General features: G+C 34.5%; 18 protein-coding genes, 1 pseudogene and 1 other annotated feature. Of the genes and pseudogenes, 16 read left to right on the top strand and 3 right to left on the bottom strand.

Translation table 11 applies throughout. The features are described from left to right. Positions 1-5: 5 nt before the first annotated feature. Positions 6-1367, top strand: coding sequence for a CCA tRNA nucleotidyltransferase (locus CAAU_RS13795; protein WP_008907683.1), 1362 nt, complete (start codon positions 6-8; stop codon positions 1365-1367). Between the two features lie 15 nt (positions 1368-1382). Here CAAU_RS13795 and CAAU_RS01550 read toward each other — a convergent pair whose 3' ends face one another. After that, complete coding sequence (locus CAAU_RS01550; protein WP_008907682.1) at positions 1383-1979, bottom strand: Uma2 family endonuclease; 597 nt, start codon at positions 1977-1979, stop codon at positions 1383-1385. 125 nt (positions 1980-2104) lie between these two features. Beyond that, the gene (locus tag CAAU_RS01545; RefSeq protein ID WP_008907681.1) at positions 2105-2581 is read right to left on the bottom strand and encodes a DUF2680 domain-containing protein; all 477 of its coding nucleotides are present in this window, start codon (positions 2579-2581) and stop codon (positions 2105-2107) included. Between the two features lie 139 nt (positions 2582-2720). On the opposite strand from CAAU_RS01545, the gene CAAU_RS01540 reads away from it, so the two are divergent. Both CAAU_RS01540 and CAAU_RS01535 read left to right on the top strand, forming a co-directional pair. Continuing rightward, positions 2721-3383, top strand: coding sequence for a response regulator transcription factor (locus tag CAAU_RS01540; RefSeq protein WP_008907680.1), 663 nt, complete (start codon positions 2721-2723; stop codon positions 3381-3383). Continuing rightward, complete coding sequence (locus CAAU_RS01535) at positions 3380-4720, top strand: sensor histidine kinase (protein WP_008907679.1); 1341 nt, start codon at positions 3380-3382, stop codon at positions 4718-4720. The genes CAAU_RS01540 and CAAU_RS01535 overlap by 4 nt, the downstream gene beginning before the upstream one ends. 33 nt (positions 4721-4753) lie before the next feature. Here CAAU_RS01535 and CAAU_RS01530 read toward each other — a convergent pair whose 3' ends face one another. Continuing rightward, positions 4754-5200 (bottom strand): hypothetical protein, encoded by a 447-nt coding sequence (locus CAAU_RS01530; protein WP_040305637.1) that lies wholly within the window; start codon positions 5198-5200, stop codon positions 4754-4756. A 164-nt stretch (positions 5201-5364) separates the two neighbouring features. On the opposite strand from CAAU_RS01530, the gene CAAU_RS01525 reads away from it, so the two are divergent. The 13 genes and pseudogenes from CAAU_RS01525 to CAAU_RS15130 form a co-directional block, all read left to right on the top strand. Then, a complete protein-coding gene (locus CAAU_RS01525; RefSeq protein ID WP_008907677.1) occupies positions 5365-5943 on the top strand; it encodes a nucleoside recognition domain-containing protein in 579 nt (192 codons plus the stop codon). Positions 5944-5960: 17 nt separating this feature from the next. After that, positions 5961-6455: a spore maturation protein gene (locus CAAU_RS01520; protein ID WP_008907676.1), complete on the top strand. Its 495-nt coding sequence runs from the start codon at positions 5961-5963 to the stop codon at positions 6453-6455. 78 nt (positions 6456-6533) lie between these two features. Further along, positions 6534-7883: an MATE family efflux transporter gene (locus CAAU_RS01515; RefSeq protein WP_008907675.1), complete on the top strand. Its 1350-nt coding sequence runs from the start codon at positions 6534-6536 to the stop codon at positions 7881-7883. A gap of 35 nt (positions 7884-7918) precedes the next feature. Next, positions 7919-9355: an RDD family protein gene (locus CAAU_RS01510; protein ID WP_156792014.1), complete on the top strand. Its 1437-nt coding sequence runs from the start codon at positions 7919-7921 to the stop codon at positions 9353-9355. Between the two features lie 49 nt (positions 9356-9404). Next, positions 9405-9851 (top strand): type VII toxin-antitoxin system MntA family adenylyltransferase antitoxin, encoded by a 447-nt coding sequence (gene mntA, locus CAAU_RS01505; protein ID WP_008907673.1) that lies wholly within the window; start codon positions 9405-9407, stop codon positions 9849-9851. After that, positions 9844-10272, top strand: a complete 429-nt coding sequence (gene hepT / locus CAAU_RS01500; RefSeq protein ID WP_008907672.1) for a type VII toxin-antitoxin system HepT family RNase toxin — start codon at positions 9844-9846, stop codon at positions 10270-10272. Before mntA ends, hepT begins: the two co-directional genes overlap by 8 nt. A gap of 90 nt (positions 10273-10362) precedes the next feature. Beyond that, a complete protein-coding gene (locus CAAU_RS01495; protein ID WP_008907671.1) occupies positions 10363-10623 on the top strand; it encodes a metal-sensing transcriptional repressor in 261 nt (86 codons plus the stop codon). A 40-nt stretch (positions 10624-10663) separates the two neighbouring features. Next, positions 10664-13102 carry a heavy metal translocating P-type ATPase gene (locus tag CAAU_RS01490; protein WP_008907670.1) on the top strand — a complete coding sequence of 813 codons (2439 nt, stop codon included), beginning with the start codon at positions 10664-10666 and terminating at the stop codon, positions 13100-13102. A gap of 45 nt (positions 13103-13147) precedes the next feature. Then, positions 13148-13357: a heavy-metal-associated domain-containing protein gene (locus CAAU_RS01485; protein ID WP_008907669.1), complete on the top strand. Its 210-nt coding sequence runs from the start codon at positions 13148-13150 to the stop codon at positions 13355-13357. Between the two features lie 46 nt (positions 13358-13403). Next, positions 13404-14051 (top strand): hypothetical protein, encoded by a 648-nt coding sequence (locus tag CAAU_RS01480; RefSeq protein WP_008907668.1) that lies wholly within the window; start codon positions 13404-13406, stop codon positions 14049-14051. A 57-nt stretch (positions 14052-14108) separates the two neighbouring features. Then, positions 14109-14330: a binding site (T-box leader), on the top strand. Between the two features lie 84 nt (positions 14331-14414). Next, entirely contained in the window at positions 14415-16340 is a 1926-nt protein-coding gene (metG, locus tag CAAU_RS01475) for a methionine--tRNA ligase (protein ID WP_008907667.1), read from the top strand. Between the two features lie 179 nt (positions 16341-16519). Further along, positions 16520-17272 carry a TatD family hydrolase gene (locus CAAU_RS01470; RefSeq protein WP_008907666.1) on the top strand — a complete coding sequence of 251 codons (753 nt, stop codon included), beginning with the start codon at positions 16520-16522 and terminating at the stop codon, positions 17270-17272. Positions 17273-17446: 174 nt separating this feature from the next. Beyond that, positions 17447-18421, top strand: a pseudogene (locus tag CAAU_RS15130) (ISLre2 family transposase); the annotation flags it as partial.

Genomic DNA, 18421 nt, shown 5'->3' with positions numbered 1-18421 from the left:
CAAATATGGATATAATTAAAGAAATTTGTGTTTTTTTTAAGGGAAAGGATGTAAAAGCTTTTTTAGTAGGTGGGGCAGTTAGGGATATAATTTTAGGATATAAGTTATCCGACATAGATATTGCTGTAGATAAGGATTTTTTATCCCTTGCTGAGGAGTTTTCACAGGAAAAGGGTGGGCACGTATTTTTGATGCATGAAGATGTTGCAAGGGTTATAATAGGCGATTTTACGATAGATTTTTGCAGGATGAAAGGGGAAACAATAGAAGAGGACCTTAAAAAAAGGGATTTTACGATAAATGCCATTGCAAAAGGTTTAAAGGATGATAAGATAATAGATATTTTAGGAGGTATTAAGGACTTAAAGGATGGAATAATTAAGGTTGTTTACCCTGATGCCCTTTTAGATGATCCGTTAAGGATGTTAAGGGCCTTTAGATTAAAGGGAAAACTTAATTTTAAGATCGAAGAGAATACGTTAAATCTTATAAAGAAAAACTATAAGAGGATAAATGAGGTTTCCGGCGAAAGAATTAGGGATGAAATATTTAAAATATTAGATGGAGAAAAGTCTTATGAGATATTAAGGGAGCTTGATGAAGTTTCCCTTTTATCTGAAATATTTCCTGTCGTTAAAAGGATGAAGCTGGTTGGCAAATGTAAATACCACACTGTTGACTCCTTTACCCATTCTATGTTCTCTTTAAAAACCTTTGAAGATATGATTGATAATGTTTTAAAAACAAAGCATGGTGAAGATATAAAAAGGCATTTAGAGGAGGATATGTCAGGAGTAAAAAGAAAAACCGTATTAAAGCTTGCAACCCTACTGCATGATATTGGAAAACCTAAAGCTTATAAGAAGGAAGGGGAAAAGATAACCTTTAAGGGACACGATGTAACGGGTTATGAGGAGTTTCAGGATATAGATAAAAGATATAATTTTTCTAAAGAGCAAAGAAGCCTTATTACAGCCGTGATAAAGGGCCATATGAGGATACTTGGACTTTTTAAAGTGGGGGCAACCGACAGGGCCCTTTATAGGCTCATTAGGGATTTTGAAAATAATACCCTTGATGTCATATTAGCCTCCCTCTTTGATGTTACTGCAACAAGACTTTTATTAGATGAAAGTGGTGAAAGGGAAAGATATTTTAACTTTTGTATGGAATTAATTGATAGGCTCTATAAAAAGAAGGAGCTTCCTAAAAAACTCGTATCGGGTGAGGATGTAATAAGACTTACAGGCAAAAAGGGAAGATTTGTTGGAGAAGTCTTAGATGCCCTACATGAGGAGGTCTTCTTAGGCAATATAAGAACAAGGGAGGAAGCGATAGATTTTATTAAGAATAATTATGCCAAGTAATATTGCCTGGCATAATTAATATTCTATATCCTCAATTCCTGCGAATATCTTTTCTAAATCTATTACTAAATCCTCAAATATGCTCACCCTTATTTTATCAGAAGATGTATAGTAGGATGCTTTTTTAAAGGATTTATCTTCACCTAATATGTGGGCAAATACGGTTTTATTTATTGGATCTACTATCCAGTATTCCTTTACTCCTGCTTTTTCATATAAGAAGTATTTATCCTGCAGATCTATTTTCTTTGTTGCAGGAGATAATATTTCCACTATCATATCAGGGACACCAAGGCAGCCGCGTTTATCGATTTTGGATCTATCGCAAATAACTGATATATCAGGCTGAACAACATTTTCTATATCTTCATCCCTTTCATTGTTTAGAGGAATTCTTACATCAAAGGGAGCAGCAAAAACAAGGCATTCTTTATCAATTAAATAGTTAAATATATATCCGAAAATTCTACCGGAAATTAGCTGATGAAGGCTTGATGGGGAAGGTGCCATACAATAGGCAATACCATTTATAATTTCCCATCTAAAATCGTCCTTCCATGTTAAATAGTCTTTGTATTTGAACTTTTCTTGTTTTTTCGCTGCTTCACCCATTAAAATCACTCCTAATGTATTTTATATATATTATAATGCACAAATTATGAAAAATTAATAGAATTATGTATAAAATATTAGGCTACCCTGAATTTGAGGTAGCCTAATATTCTATGGTATCTTTATTACTTGCTTGTATTTTGATTTAATCTGTATCCCAATCCTGTACCTTTGCCTAAACCATTTCTTAAGCCCTTTCCTTGACATCTACCTTGCCCCATTCCCATACCTTGACCGAATCCTATGCCGTATTTTTGTCCTATTTTCGCATTGCCACTTCCGTCACATGTAGCTTGATTATTTTTTATAGCATTATAAATTTCATCAGCTTGAGCCTGTGTTAAAACGCCTGATTTTACTTTTGCATCAAGAATTTCCTTTTTTACCTTTAACATTTCTGCTTTAAACTCATCAAGCTTTCCAGCTTCCTTTGCAATAGTGCCATATGTCTTTCCTGAAAGCCTTTCTTGATATAAAGCATCAGCGCTTTTTCCAGTAAGTTTAGACACGATATCAACCGGTCTTGATGCAGCAAAGGCAAGGGCTGTTGAGCCGATTAAAGTTGTAGCGGCAAGTGCAACTAAAAATTTTTTCATCTTCATAAAATCAACCTCCTTGATTTATCTTATGGTTTTATTATAGGCTCTATTTTTGATGGCATTATGTTGCTAATGTGTAGATTTTGTGAAGATAATTCAAAAGAAGTAGAATTTGTATTATGATATTCTTAGGGGTGATGATATGAGTAGTATCCTTTTAGTTGAGGATGAAGAAAGATTAAGGAAGGTTTTAAAGCTTTACCTTGAAAAAGAAGGCTTTAAAGTTGAAGAAGCTGGGGACGGAGAAGAGGCTTTAGAAAAGTTTGCAGAAAATGTCTATGATATTTTAATTCTTGACGTTATGCTCCCTAAAAGGGATGGATGGAGCATCCTAAGGCAGATTAGAAAAACAAGCGATGTTCCAGTTATAATGCTCACCGCAAGGGGCGAGGAAGATGATAAAATATTTGGCTTTGAGCTTGGTGTGGATGATTATGTTGTAAAGCCTGCAAGCCCAAGGGAAATCGTTGCAAGGGTAAAGGCGATTTTAAAAAGGATAAATAGGAAAAGTAGCGAGATTCTTCAGGATTTTATAGTTGATAAAGCTGCAAGGGAAGTTTATGTGATGGGTGAGAAGGTGGAATTAACCCCAAAGGAGTTTGACTTGCTATTATATTTATATGAAAGGCCAAATGTTGCTTTGTCTAGAGAACAAATATTAAATGCTGTATGGGGTTACGATTATTTTGGTGATCTTAGAACAGTTGATACACATATAAAAAACTTAAGGGAAAAGCTTGGAGAATATAGAGAATACATTGAGACTGTAAGAGGATTTGGATACAAATTTGAGGTGAAAAAATGAAGGGAATAAGGTTTAAACTTCTTATATACACAAGCCTTCTTTTAACTTTGCTTTTGCTTGCAAATTACCTCCTTCAGGGCAACTTAATTACAAGATTTTACTCAATTAACGAGAGGAATAAATTAATTAATTATGCAAAAGAAGTAACTCAATATTATCCTGAAGATATAATAAAAATGAAAGATGCTGCCCTAAGTGTTGCAAGAGCAATAGGAGGAAGAGTTAGCATATTTGATAAAAAAGGAAATATGATTTTTCAAAGCGGTAATTATATGTATGGAAGGACATCGAAAACAGAAATTCAATATTTAAAAGAGGTTTTAAGCGGTAAGGTTGTTTATACAACAGATGAGATAATGTTAAGGCAAAGTCAGCTAATTACCCTTGGCTATCCAATGAAGGATGGGAAAGACTATGGGGCAGTATTTATCCATATTCCTTCTTTTAGTGTAAAAAACGATGTTGCAAGATTAAAGGGGCAATTTACAACGCTTTTAATATTAGCGCTGATAATTTCAATGGCAGGAGCATTTATATTAAGCAGTATATTTACAAATCCGATACTAAAAATCAAAGAAGCAGCAGAGAAAATATCAAAGGGTGATTATAAAACAAGGATTGATTTAAATTCAAAGGATGAAATAGGAGAACTTGCAAATACTATAAACGACATGGCTGCAAGTTTAGAGAAAACTGAAAAATTAAGACGTGAATTTATTGCAAATGTAACCCACGAGTTTAGAACCCCCCTTGGTATTATTAAAGGATACGCTGAGGCCCTATACGATGATTTGGTCCCAGAGGAAGAAAAAAAGGAATATATAGAAGAAATAATTGAGGAGGTTGAAAAGCTAAATAGGCTAGTAAATGAAAACTTAACTTTGGCCAAAATTGAGTCAGGCAGCGTAACCCTAAATAGGGTAAAAATAAATATAAAGGATGTTCTTTTAAAGGTGGTAGATAAGGTAAAAATAATAAAAGGCAGTAGGGAAATAACTTTAGATGGCATTAATGCTGAGGCGTTTATAGATTCTGAATACATGGAAATGGCAATATTGAATATTTTAAGCAATTCAATTAAACATACAAAAGATGACGGAAAAATTGAAATTAATGTTACTAAAGGTGATAAAATAAAAATTAGCATAAAGGATGATGGCGAAGGAATTGATAAGGAGCATCTTCCCTATATTTTCGAAAGATTTTACAGAGTAAAGGAAAAGGGAGTAGGAGGCCTCGGACTTTCAATTGCAAGGGAGATTATAAAACTTCATGGAGGCGAAATTTTTGCCTATAGTGAATTAGGTAAAGGAACGGAGTTTGTTATTCTTTTATAAATTAAGGATCCGTGAAATCTCACGGATCCTTTTTTAGCTTGCCATTTTAGGTATATTAAGGGTGCATTCTCCATCGATATCAGCAATGCAAAACTCACATTTAGCCCCATCATAATCGGAAATCCAGGAATAATACTCTATTTCAACTTCATCTATTACTTTTTCTCCCTCAAAGTTTAACTTCCCAAACCTACTAAACCATTTTAAAAGCTCCTCTTTAGACAACTTTTTAGCTAGGGCATATATTTCATTTCGCTGTAGCATTATATTTGTTATCGGGAATTTCATTATAAGATTTGCGTAGCGAATTTTGAAGAAGTTAAGATTATCGAAATATTCGATGTGACGCTGATTTTTTGGAGAGAAGAGCTCATAAACTCCGCAGAAGTTTCGCCTTAGCAGCATAATCTTCCCGTCTATTTCGACGTTTACTACTTGACCCTTTCTTAGGCTTTTTACTTCATCTGGCTTAAATACCATATGAATCTCTCCTTTATAAAAATAAATTTGAAAATTTTCTGTAATTTCATTATAACATAAAAATTATTAAAAATGTGAAGTTTTTGTAAAGGAATTGAATATTTTATGTTATATATTATCCTTTATGGAATATAAATTATATAGCAGTTGAATTAGGTGGGGTTATGGTAAATAGGTTTTGGTTTTTTATGATTGTTTTAGGAATAGCTTCTTTTATTATTAGGGGGGATAATACTTTAATTAAAGCAATTACAGAGTCATCCCAAAGGTCTGTGGAACTTTTATTAGCTCTTCTTGGCATCATGGCCTTTTGGTCTGGGATTATGAGGATAGCTGAAAAAAGCGGTCTTGTAGATGTCCTATCCAAATTTTTGAGCCCTCCTCTAAGATTTATTTTTCCTGGGCTCTATCAAAGATCAAAGTCGGCTTTTTTTAATATTATAATGAATATAACCAGCAATATGCTTGGACTTTCAAATGCTGCAACTCCCTTTGGCCTTAAGGCAATGGAGGAACTTCAAAAGATAAATCCTAAAAAGGATACTGCCTCCGATTACATGGTTACATTTTTAATAATAAACTCAGCTTCACTGCAAATAATCCCTACAACTTTAATCTCCCTAAGAGCAAGTCTTGGTTCGAATAATCCGACAAGCATAATAACACCTATTATATTAACAAGCTTGATTTCTCTTATAATTGCCCTTATCCTTGATAGATTTTTTAGAAGGATATTTAAGTAATCTTTGTGGGGGATAGTATGCTTTTTATAGCTATTATGCTTATTTTTATATTAATTTTTGGATATATTAAAGGAGTAAACCTCTTTGATGAATTCGTCTTAGGAGTTAAGGATGGATTTTTGACTACTTTTAAGATAGCTCCATATCTTTTAACTATGCTATTTGCTATAGATATATTTAGAAGTTCCTCTGCATTAGATTTTTTTGTTGATATTTTAGAACCAGTTGCAAATTTTTTAAACATTCCAAAGGGCATTTTGCCTATGTTTATTATAAAACCCCTCTCAGGCAGTGGTTCGATTGCAGTGTTGACTGATATTTGCAGGACCTATGGTGTGGATTCATTGGAGGCTAATATTGCATCAGTTATGATGGGTTCAACGGAGACCATATTTTACACATTAAGCTTATATTTTGGAGTGGTTGAGATTAAAAGGATAAGGCACGCGCTTATTGTAAGTCTTCTTATTCATTTAATAAGCACCTTAATTGCCGTTTGGATAATTCGATGATTTGAAAAAATTTTTGTTTCAAAAAAGTAAAATTTGGTATAAAATAGTGCTAGATTATTTACATAAGAAGGTGATAGGATGAGGGATCTGACAAAGGGAAGTGAAGGAAAGCATATACTTTTATTTGCAATTCCAATGCTCCTTGGCAATCTTTTTCAAGCCCTTTATAATACAGTAGATAGCATTTGGGTTGGTCAGATTGTGGGGAGTAACGGCCTTGCTGCTGTTGCTGTAAGCTTTCCTATAATATTTATGCTGATATCATTAGTTATGGGTCTGACAATGGGGGTTACAATAATTATTTCTCAATACTATGGAGCAAAGGATATGGACAATGTAAAAAGAACTATAGATAATACCCTTTTAATGCTCTTGGTTGCCTCTTTTGTTACTACTATAATAGGGCTTTTACTGTCAAAGAAAATATTAATTTTAATTGATACTCCGGATGTTATACTGCATCAAGCAACTGTTTATCTTAATATAATGTTTGCCGGCATGATTTTTATGTATGGCTATAATGGGCTTAGTGCAATATTAAGGGGGATGGGGGATTCAAAAACGCCCTTATACTTTTTAATCGTTGCAACGGTTGTAAATATTATTCTTGATCCAATATTTATATATGTTTTAAAACTTGGTGTTGCAGGGGCAGCCTATGCGACGGTTATTTCTCAAGGTATATCCTTTGTTATGGGATTTGTTTATTTGTATAGAAAGCATGATATATTTAGGTTGAAATTCAAGGATTTGAGATTTGATAAAGGTATAATGGGACTTATATTTAAAATTGGCTTTCCAATGGCAATTCAACAGACCTTAGTTTCCGTTGCAGGGGTTTTCTTAAATGCTATTATAAACAGGTTTGGTGCAGATGCTATGGCCGCCTTTGGCGCTGCATCAAGGGTTGAGTCCTTTATATTTATGCCAACGATGAGCATCTCAATGGCGGTATCCTCCTTTACAGGGCAAAACCTTGGAGCTGGGAAAATAGATAGGGTAAAGCGGGGATTTAATGCGGCGATGTTGATGGGAGTTGTATTATCACTTTTTACGTTATTTATTACACAAGTAATTCCAAAGTATTTAATCCTTTTGTTTACAAATAATCAAACTGTTGTAGGGCTTGGGGTTCAATATCTGAAAATTTTAGGATTATTCTATTGCGCCTTCACATTTATGTTTGTATCCAATGGTGTTGTAAGGGGCTCTGGGGATACTTTAGTTGCAATGATAATAACCCTTGTGGCACTTTGGTTTGTAAGAATTCCCCTTGCAAACATGTTGTCAAGAAGGATAGGCCTTGTTGGAGTTTGGTATGCAATTGGAATAGGATTTTTAGTTGGAATGACTTTAAGCCTTTCCTACTATTTTAGCGGAAGGTGGAAAAACAAAGCTATAGTAAAACCTTCTTTAGAGGAAATATAAAGGGGCAAATTGGGAAAAATAATAACGGTGATGTTATGAAGTTTGCTGTTATTTTTTCCCGATTTGCCTCCTCTGTTATTGATTATATTTTGTTTGGCGTTATTTATTACTTTCTTTTAAAGCTTGGAGTTGCAGGATTCATCATTGCAAATTTAATATTTTTTTTATATAGGGTTTTAGCTAGCACATTTTTAGATGGTACCATAGGGATGAGGCTTTTAAGGCTTAAGATATATAACAATAATATTAAAAATGTTGTTAAAAGGGAGATATTTAGAATTGGATCAGCCTTTTATTATATAGGATACCTTTACGCCTTTTTAGATAAAGATGGAAGATGCCTTCATGATATTATATCGGATACCTACGTTGGATATGAAAAAAGGGAGACTAAAAAGGGATGGGTTGTTGTCCTTATTTATGTTTTATTTGTGGTATCCCTTTTAAAATATTCCTCATCTTTTTTGTTAAACGAAGTTGGCTTAATTGGACTTAAAAAATTAGCTTCTTCTGATATATACTATCAAAGCTTTGAAGGGGATAACCTTTTGAGCTTATCCTCAGATGAACTTTATTTAAAGACATTAGGAAGAAAATATACGGTAGTAGTCGATATAGAGGGGAAAAAGGCAATTATAAGGCTTTCAAACAAGCTAAAATATAGTGAGATTTATAGGTTGAATTTTAATGGAAACAGGCTTATTGGCGAGTTTCTATATAGAATAGATTTACCCCTGCAATATATAAGCAGCGTAAATTTTAGAGGCAAAAGGGAGCTTTTAGGTGTATCACCAATGGGGTATATAGTGCTTATCGATGAAAATGGAAATGTTGTTGCAAAAAATAAGTTAACTAATTTTGATGCTTTTATGCTAAAATGCGGTGAACTTGATGAAGATGGTCTTGATGAGGCGGTTTTATTGGATAGAAACGGAAATGTGCAAATTTTAAAATATGATAATGGAATTAAACTTATATACAGCGGAAAGGTAGGAGAGGATGTAATTCCAGAGTGTTTTTATATAGACAAAGGTATTTACTTAGTTACAAAGGCTAACGATAAGAATTTATTTTATCACTACACCTTTGAAGGTGGTAGGTTTAAGTTTCAGTTTAAAAAGGATTTAGAGAAGGATGGGATAAACAATATTTTTAAATATAACGATGGATTTTTAGTATCCAGCATATTTAGAAATAACATGTCCTTAAGGATAGGAAACATTCAAAAGCTGGAGTTTTACAATAAAAATTTTAAAAAAATATACAACTTCGGAAACAGAAGGGCAAGGCTATATGCCTTTTATGTTCGAAACGTCGAAGATGTCGTTGACTTGGATGGGGACGGTTCATTAGAAATATTACTTAAGGCTGTGGGCAGCAGCGACGTATATGGCCAAGGTTACATAGTTGAAATCTATAAGCCAACTAAGCTTGGACTTTTTTTAAACAGAATTTTGACTTTGCTTGAGTAGTTTATATTTTTTATAGGAAGTGCTATTATTAGCATAAGGGGGAAAGATTATGATTAAATTTAAAAAGGTTGATTTTGATATGGCATTGAAAAATATTGATACTTTAGGCGATGTCTTTAAAAAATATGATGATAAAATTATAGTTGTATACTTATTTGGTTCGGTGAATGATGGTAATATGAATGCCCTTAGCGATATAGATATTGCGATATTATTCAAAGAAATGCCAAAGGAGGATATTATTAATTTAGAATTTGAAGTATTGGAGGACATTTCAAAACATCTTAAGACGGAAGAAATAGACTTAGTAAACTTAAACTTTGCACCTTTATCTATAAGATATGGAGTTATAAAAAATAAAAAGATTTTATATTATTCGGATAAACAAAAGGTAGTGGATTTTGAGTTTGAAGTTATAAAAAGCTTCCTTGACTTTAAACCAATTAGAGACATGATTAATTTTGAATTTATAAAAAGGGGGAAAATTCATGGATGAGAAACTACTAACTCAAATAAGATTGTTGAAAAAATATTTGGAGCTTTTAAAAGATATATCTAAAAAAGAAAAGGATGAATATTTAAAGGACGAAATATTGAGGGGAGCAGCAGAAAGATATCTTCAACTTGCCATTGAAACATGCATAAATATTGGAGCCAGAATAGTTTTGTTAGAACAATTTAAAAGGGATTTTAAGTCCCCCGAGACTTATTCTGAAATATTTGAAATACTATCTAAGATTGGCTTTTTAGATGAAAGTTTTGCAAAGAATTTAAAAAATATGGCTAAATTTAGAAATAAACTTGTTCATATGTATTGGGAAATAGATGATGAATTTGTATTTTATATTTTACAAACTAATTTATCTGATATACAAAAGTTCTTACATTTTGCCATGAATTATATTACTGAAAATTAACTTTCAAATATATTTTACTTGAAATTAATGATATGTTGTTTTATAATTTTAATAGACACCCCCCATAGGTGGGGAGAGAGGAGGATAAAAATGCACAAAAGAGACGAAGCAGCAAAATACTTAAAAACTGCTAAGGGACAAATTGAAGGAATATTAAAAATGATAGATGAAGGCAGATACTGCGTTGATATTTCAACCCAAATAATAGCAGCCCAATCCCTTCTTAAAAAGGCGAATATGCTGATTTTAAGGGATCATTTAAATAACTGCGTAAAATTAGCCTTTATGCAGGATCAGGCTGAGGAAAAGATAGATGAGATAATCGACATAATGGAAAAATTACTTAAATAATAGGTGCATGGCACTTAAATTTAAGATTTGGAGGTGTGGTATGGAAAAGGTTTTGAAAATTGGTGGTATGACCTGTGCTGCTTGTGCAAGGGCGGTTGAAAGGGCATCAAGAAAGGTTGATGGAGTTTTAGAGGCAAATCTTAATTTTGCTGCTGAAAAGCTTTATGTAAAATATGACGAGACTAAAACTTCCGTTGAAGAAATTATAAAGGCAATAGAAAGGGCAGGATATTCAGCAGAAGAGGAAAAGGAGTTTAAAGACATTAGAATCGGAATAGGCGGTATGACCTGTGCATCCTGTGCAAAGGCTATAGAGTTTTCTGTAAAAAAACTAAAGGGTGTTTTAAAGGCGGAGGTTAATTTTGCAGCAGAAACCCTTTATGTTGAATATGATCCATCAAAGGTTAGATTATCACAAATAAAAGAAGCCATAAAAAAGGCAGGTTATGAGCCTTTATCGGAAGAGGATAAAACTATAGATAAGGATCAGGAAAGGAAGGAAAGGGAAGCTAAAAGCTTATTTAATAACTTTATTATATCAGCCGTAGTCACCCTTCCTCTACTTATAATCGCAATGGGACACATGTTTGGACTAAAGCTTCCTAAAATAATCGAGCCCCATGATTATCCTTTAAATTTTGCCCTTGTTCAGCTTATTTTAACTATCCCATCTATTTATGCAGGAAGAAGGTTTTTTATTGTAGGTTTCAAAAGCCTAATTAAAGGGGCACCAAACATGGATAGTTTAATTGCCATAGGAACATCGGCGGCAATATTATACGGTATTTTTGCAACTTATCAAATATATTTATTGAATACTGAATATGCAAAGGATTTATACTTTGAATCAGCATCCACCATTATAACCCTTATTTTACTTGGTAAATACCTTGAGGCAAAAACAAAGGGAAGAACAAGCGAAGCCATAAAGAAGCTTTTAGGCCTTCAACCAAAGACGGCGACGATACTTCAAGATGATAAGGAAATGATAATTCCAATCGAAGAGGTTGAGGTTGGGGATATCATCCTTGTAAAGCCTGGGGAAAAGATTCCGGTGGATGGTGAGATTATAGAAGGAGAGAGCAGCGTCGATGAATCGATGCTAACCGGCGAGAGCGTCCCAGTTGATAAAAAGGTTGGAGATAAAGTTTTTGCAGCAACCATAAACAAAAACGGCTTTATTAAATTTAGAGCAACAAAGGTAGGAAAGGATACGGCACTATCACAAATTATTAAGCTTGTTGAAGCAGCCCAAGGTTCAAAGGCACCAATTGCCAGGATGGCGGATATTATATCAGGATACTTTGTTCCTGCTGTAATTTTAATCGCGATTATATCCTTTATAGTCTGGATGATAGCAGGAAGGGGCTTTATATTCTCAATGACAATATTTATTGCAGTGCTTGTAATTGCCTGTCCCTGTGCCTTAGGACTTGCGACGCCAACGGCTATTATGGTGGGCTCCGGAAAAGGTGCGGAAAACGGGATACTTATAAAAACCGGTGAGGCCCTTGAAACAGCACATAAGATTCAAACCATAGTCCTTGATAAAACTGGAACAATAACCGAAGGGAAACCAAGGCTTATAGACCTTTTTGCAATAGATGAGGAAGAAAATTTTGTCCTTTCAATTGCTGCATCCTGTGAAAAAATGTCAGAACACCCAATAGCACAGGCAATCGTAAAGGGTGCAGAAGAAAAGGGGACGGTTCTTCAAAATGTTGAAAGCTTTACTGCAATTGCAGGCCATGGAATAAAGGCCTTTGTTGAAGGGAAGGAAGTTTTGATAGGAAATAAAAAGCTTATGGAGGAAAAGGGAATTGATCTTTCAAAGGGAATTCAAAAATTTGAGGAATATGCAGAAGGCGGGAAAACCCCTATGTTTATTGCTTTTGATAAAAGGTTGATTGGAGTTTTAGCTGTTGCAGACTCGCCTAAAAAGAGTAGCAAAGAAGCAATAAAGATGTTAAAGGATCTTGGAATTGAAGTTGTTATGATAACCGGAGACAACAAAAAAACTGCAATGGCAATTGCAAAGGAGGTTGGAGTTGATAAGGTTCTTGCTGAGGTTCTGCCACAGGATAAGGCAAATGAGGTTAAAAAGCTTCAGGAAGGTGGAAGAATTGTTGCAATGGTTGGTGATGGGATCAACGATGCTCCAGCCCTTGCTCAAGCGGATGTTGGAATTGCGATAGGCTCAGGAACTGACGTTGCAATTGAATCTGCTGATATCGTTCTAATGAGGGATGACCTTTTAGATGTTGTAAAGGCAATAAGGCTAAGTAAAGCAACTATAAGGAACATAAAGCAGAACCTATTCTGGGCATTTTTCTACAACGTAATTGGAATTCCGGTTGCTGCAGGGGTATTAACCATATTTGGAGGACCAAAACTAAATCCAATGATTGCAGCAGCAGCCATGAGCTTAAGCTCAGTTTCAGTTGTTACCAATGCCTTAAGGCTTAAAAGATTCAAATAAATTTAAATCTTAAGTGCCTGGCACTTGTAGAAAGGAGGCGAAAAAATGAGAAAAAAGCTAAACATCGAAGGGATGTCCTGCAATCACTGCGTTATGCATGTTAAAAATGCCCTTCTTGAGGCAGGATTTAACGTATTAGAAGTAAGCCTCGATGGAAAATATGCTCTTGTAGAAGGGGAAAATTTAGACGATGCAAAGATGAAGGATGCAGTAGCCGATGCTGGATATGATGTTGTATCCATAGAAAACATATAATTTAGGCAGTCTATAGACTGCTTAAATTTTATAAAGGAGGGTTCTTATGAAAAAAGTATATATTGTTTTGATATTAATGCTTACTTTAATTCTTTCATCCTGCAGTGCAACGGATGTTATTAGTAAAAATAGCAAAAAATCCTTTGACAAGATTTACGAAACAAATATAAACGATATAGGTTTTGTTTCAGATAAAAATAGGTTTGTTTTTACGTTGCCAACCGGTGAAACATTTGAATGGAGTAAAGACTTTAAAGACAATAAAGAGGATATAGTTTTTGAAGTGGAAGCAAAACCATTTTTAGATGCAGGACTTGATGCAAATGATCTTCCAGATTATATAACTTTGAAGGATGGCAAATTGGTTTTTAAGTTTGATTTAAGCGACAGCAGTATTGAATATGATGATAAGGATGGAGGAAAAACCTTTGAGGATATAATAGATAAGCATAGAAATTTATTGGGATATCATGAGGAGCTTGAACATTTTGGTTTGAAATTAGCCGAAGGATATAAGATAGAATGGGCAAAGGATATGGATACAAACGATAAGGATATAGTGTTTATACTTAACCCACAAGCCTTAAGGGAACTTGGAGTTGATGTTGAAAGGGTTTCAGGATGGACATATACCAAGATGAAGGAAATGGACAAAGAATTTGAACTTTTATTAAAGCCCTTTGATTTAAAATAACACCTGTTGACAACGTTTAGTATTTTGTATAAACTTGTGAATAAATAGCATAATATTAATAAAGCTGTGAAGGAAAGAGTAGCACGTGTAGCATTTAAAGAGAGCCGGGGTAGGTGAAAGCCGGTAATGTAAAGCGTGTGAAGATGGCTCTGGAGCTTGTATGTTGAAGTTTAGTAGGCATACACGGTTTATCCGTTATCTTAAGGTCACTGACCTTACAAGGCCTAAGTCGCGAGGCTTAGGTGAATTAGGGTGGTAACGCGGCACCTCGCCCCTAAACGGGCGGGGTGTTTTTTAGTTAAATTTGGAAATGTCAAAATGTCAAAAAGTCAAGTGGCAGCCACTTTCGAAAGGAGGTTATTTATGAAGGGAAAATATTACATAACAACGCCAATTTATTATCCAAGCGACAGGCTACATATTGGTAACACCTACACAACAGTTCTTGCAGATGCCCTTGCAAGGTTTAAAAGATTAACCGGATACGATGTGTTTTTTCTAACAGGAACCGACGAGCATGGTCAAAAAATTCAAAGGATTGCAGAGAAAAAGGGAGTAACTCCTAAGGAATATGTTGATAATATAGTAGCTTCAATTAAAGAATTATGGAAGACAATGAATATCTCCTACGATAAGTTTATAAGAACCACCGATGATTACCATATCAAGGCGGTTCAAGATATTTTCAAAAAACTCTATGAAAAGGGAGATATCTACAAAGGCTACTACGAAGGATGGTATTGCACACCCTGTGAATCCTTCTTTACAGAAACACAGCTTGTTGACGGAAAATGTCCCGACTGCGGAAGGGAAGTTGAGTGGACCAAGGAGGAGGCATACTTTTTTAAGCTTTCAAAGTATCAAGATAAGCTTCTTAAATACATAGAAGAGCATCCAGATTTTATACTTCCTGAAAAAAGAAAGAACGAGATGATAAATAACTTCATAAAACCCGGCCTTGAGGATCTTTGTGTTTCAAGAACATCCTTTACATGGGGAATTCCAGTTAGCTTTGACGAAAAGCATGTTGTTTATGTATGGATAGACGCCCTTTCAAACTATATAACAGCCCTTGGATATGGAAGCGATGATGATAGTCTTTACAAAAAGTTCTGGCCGGCGGATGTTCATCTTGTTGGAAAGGACATAGTAAGATTCCATACTATAATTTGGCCTATCATGCTCATGGCCCTTGACATTCCTCTTCCAAAGACGGTTTATGGCCATGGATGGCTTCTTGTCGATGGCGGCAAGATGTCAAAGTCAAAGGGAAATGTTATAGACCCTGTTGTTTTAACTGAGCACTTTGGTGTTGATGCCGTAAGATATTATCTTTTAAAGGAAATATCCTTTGAACACGATGGAAACTACAATAGCGAGATGTTCATAAAAAGAATAAACTCAGATCTTGCCAACGATCTTGGAAATCTTGTTTCAAGAACCCTTACTATGATCGAAAAGTATTTTAACGGCACAATAGAAAAGGGAATATTTGAAGGGGAATTTGACGAGGACCTTAAAAGGACTGCCCTTGAGGTGCCTAAAAATGTTGAAAACTTAATGGATAGCCTTAGAGTATCAGAATCCCTTGATGAGATCTGGCGTCTTGTAAGAAGGGCAAATAAATATATAGACGAGACTATGCCTTGGGTTTTAGCAAAGGACGATGCAAATAAGGAAAGGCTAAAGGGAGTTTTATATAATTTAACTGAGGCTATAAGGATAATTTCTGTTTTAATATCATCCTTCATGCCGGATACTTCAAGAAAGATAAACGAGCAGTTTAACTTTGAAGGCAAGGTTGTAACCTGGGACAGCGTATTAGATTTTGGAAATTTAGAAAGAGTTTCGGTAAAGAGGGGAGAATTATTATTCCCAAGGATTGACGTTGAAAAGAAGCTTGAGGAGCTTGAAAAGCTCTATGGACAAAAGGAGGAGAAAAAGATGCTTCCAATAAAGAGTGAGATTACAATAGAGGATTTTGACAAGATCGATTTAAGGGTTGTAAAGGTTTTAGAGGCTGAAAGGATAAAGGGTGCAGATAAGCTACTAAAGCTTAAGGTTGACTTAGGTGGCGAGGAAAGACAGATAGTTTCAGGTATTGCAAAATATTACGAGCCTGAAAAGCTTGTTGGAAAGAAGGTAATTTTGGTTGCAAATTTAAAACCTGTTAAGCTAAGGGGAGTAGAATCCTTTGGAATGATACTTGCAGCATCAACAGAGGATAAGGAAAAATTAGTCCTTGCAACTGTTGATGATGATATTGAAACAGGAAGTCAGGTAAAATAAAGGGAGCCATTTAAGGCTCCTTAAAATTTTTCTTTAATTATACGTGTAAAGTGATATCTGTGCTTTTTGGGTAAAATAATGGTATAATTTATATTACTTTTGGAACACTCAAATATATGGTAAAATTTGAAAATGTCAAAAAGTCAAAAAGTCAAGTGGCAGGCACTGGAGGTGTTATTATGTTCGATTCTCACGCTCATTATGATGATAGAGCCTTTGATTTAGATAGGGATGAGGTTATACAAAAAATAAAAAATGAAGGAGTAAAAAGGGTTTTAAACTGTGCATCCAGCATAGAATCCTGCTATACTACGATTGAACTTACTAAAAAATACGATTTTTTCTACGGTGCTGTTGGGGTTCATCCTGAGTTTTCAAAGGATCTAAATATAAACCTTATTGGGGACCTTACTAAGGAGGGAAAGATTGTTGCAATAGGAGAGATTGGCCTTGATTATTATTGGGATTACGATAGAACTTTACAAATGAAGGCCTTTAAAGAGCAGCTCGACCTTGCAAGGCAACTTGATCTTCCAGTTGTAATCCATAATAGAGAGGCCCACGATGATACATTAAGGGTTTTAAAGGAATTTAAAGAAATTAGGGGAGTTTTACACTGCTATTCAGGAAGTTTAGAATTTGCAAGGGAATTTGTAAAGCTTGGTTTTTACCTTGGATTTACCGGAGTTGTAACCTTTAAAAATGCTAAAAAAGCAGTTGAAGTTGTAAGGGAAATTCCTCTTGAGTATTTGCTTGTTGAAACCGATTGCCCCTACATGGCACCACACCCCCATAGAGGCGAGAGGAACGATTCATCCTATTTAAAATACATAATAGAAAAGATAGCTGAAATAAAGGGAAAGACATTTGATGAGGTGAATAAAGCAACATCTAAAAACGCATCGGAACTTTTTAAGATAGAAATAAATTAAAATAATGTGCATATAATAATATAAACCTTTGAATATATTTTCTTAGGATGGGAATAATTAATAACATAGTGTAAAATTATTGTAGGACGAAAAAGGACAAAAAATTTAAAAGAGACAACCCCTGTGGTAAAATAAAAAGTGGAAAAAACACAAATCAATAAGGGGGTGTCTCTTTTGAATAATATTATACAACATGATATTATACAACAACATTTAATAAATTTCACTACTAAATTAATAAAAAATGTAGAAGAAATGCTGTCAAAAGAATGGGATTTTACAAAACTTGTTGAGGTAGTTAAAGAATCGACTGATGAACTTGGAAGGAATATAATAAAAGACTTTTTAGAAGAATTAGATAAAGCGATTAAAGAAGATGATAAGAGAAAAAAGGAATGGATAGTTGAAAGAAAAGACAAGAAAAGTATTATTACGCTCCTAGGAGGAATAGAATATTCAAGAACATACTACAAATCAAGAAAGAGCGGAGAATATAGATATTTACTTGATGATGTTATAGGTATAAGGAAACATGAGAAGGTGGATAAAGAAGTAAAGATAAGGCTTGTAGAGAATGCAATCAACATGTCCTACGAAGAAAGTAGCAAGGTAACATGCAAAGAGAAGCTAAGTAGGCAAACGGTATTTAATGCAATAAGGCAGGTAGGGGAAGTAGAGGTAAAGAGAGAAGTAAAAGAAAAGGAAGGTAAGGGTATTATACATAGAAGCGGATGAAGATCATGTTGCACTGCAGAATGGCAAAAAGGAGATGCCAAGGCTTGTCTATGTTCATGAAGGAAGGCAAGAGAGGAATGGAAGGAATGAATTAAAAAATGTATATTACAAAGCATACGTAGGAGTAGAAGCAGAAGAAATATGGATAGATGTAGCGAATTATGTGTATGAGAATTATGAAATAGAGAGCATAGAAAAGATATATATAGCAGGGGATGGGGCAAGATGGATAAAGGAAGGGATAGAGTGGATTCCAAAAGCGAAATTTGTATTAGACAGATATCATTTAAACAAATACATAATAAGAGGGACAGCAAAGAGAGAAGAATATAGGGAAAAGATATGGAAAGCCATAAATGAAGGAGATAAGAAGGGTTTAAGGGAATATTTAAGGAGCTTGCAAGTAAAGCAGAA

This window comes from Caloramator australicus RC3 (assembly GCF_000297115.1).
GTDB classification, from domain to species: domain Bacteria; phylum Bacillota; class Clostridia; order Clostridiales; family Caloramatoraceae; genus Caloramator; species Caloramator australicus.
Note: the sequence above shows the minus strand (reverse complement) of the source record. Positions and strands in the feature narration are given on the sequence as shown.

Bases quoted from the DNA above. Each gene is read 5' to 3' on its own strand.
- CAAU_RS13795 (WP_008907683.1), top strand. From the start codon at position 6: ATGGATATAATTAAAGAAATTTGTGTTTTTTTTAAGGGAAAGGATGTA.
- CAAU_RS01550 (WP_008907682.1), bottom strand. From the start codon at position 1,979: ATGGGTGAAGCAGCGAAAAAACAAGAAAAGTTCAAATACAAAGACTAT.
- CAAU_RS01545 (WP_008907681.1), bottom strand. From the start codon at position 2,581: ATGAAGATGAAAAAATTTTTAGTTGCACTTGCCGCTACAACTTTAATC.
- CAAU_RS01540 (WP_008907680.1), top strand. From the start codon at position 2,721: ATGAGTAGTATCCTTTTAGTTGAGGATGAAGAAAGATTAAGGAAGGTT.
- CAAU_RS01535 (WP_008907679.1), top strand. From the start codon at position 3,380: ATGAAGGGAATAAGGTTTAAACTTCTTATATACACAAGCCTTCTTTTA.
- CAAU_RS01530 (WP_040305637.1), bottom strand. From the start codon at position 5,200: ATGGTATTTAAGCCAGATGAAGTAAAAAGCCTAAGAAAGGGTCAAGTA.
- CAAU_RS01525 (WP_008907677.1), top strand. From the start codon at position 5,365: ATGGTAAATAGGTTTTGGTTTTTTATGATTGTTTTAGGAATAGCTTCT.
- CAAU_RS01520 (WP_008907676.1), top strand. From the start codon at position 5,961: ATGCTTTTTATAGCTATTATGCTTATTTTTATATTAATTTTTGGATAT.
- CAAU_RS01515 (WP_008907675.1), top strand. From the start codon at position 6,534: ATGAGGGATCTGACAAAGGGAAGTGAAGGAAAGCATATACTTTTATTT.
- CAAU_RS01510 (WP_156792014.1), top strand. From the start codon at position 7,919: ATGAAGTTTGCTGTTATTTTTTCCCGATTTGCCTCCTCTGTTATTGAT.
- mntA (WP_008907673.1), top strand. From the start codon at position 9,405: ATGATTAAATTTAAAAAGGTTGATTTTGATATGGCATTGAAAAATATT.
- hepT (WP_008907672.1), top strand. From the start codon at position 9,844: ATGGATGAGAAACTACTAACTCAAATAAGATTGTTGAAAAAATATTTG.
- CAAU_RS01495 (WP_008907671.1), top strand. From the start codon at position 10,363: ATGCACAAAAGAGACGAAGCAGCAAAATACTTAAAAACTGCTAAGGGA.
- CAAU_RS01490 (WP_008907670.1), top strand. From the start codon at position 10,664: ATGGAAAAGGTTTTGAAAATTGGTGGTATGACCTGTGCTGCTTGTGCA.
- CAAU_RS01485 (WP_008907669.1), top strand. From the start codon at position 13,148: ATGAGAAAAAAGCTAAACATCGAAGGGATGTCCTGCAATCACTGCGTT.
- CAAU_RS01480 (WP_008907668.1), top strand. From the start codon at position 13,404: ATGAAAAAAGTATATATTGTTTTGATATTAATGCTTACTTTAATTCTT.
- metG (WP_008907667.1), top strand. From the start codon at position 14,415: ATGAAGGGAAAATATTACATAACAACGCCAATTTATTATCCAAGCGAC.
- CAAU_RS01470 (WP_008907666.1), top strand. From the start codon at position 16,520: ATGTTCGATTCTCACGCTCATTATGATGATAGAGCCTTTGATTTAGAT.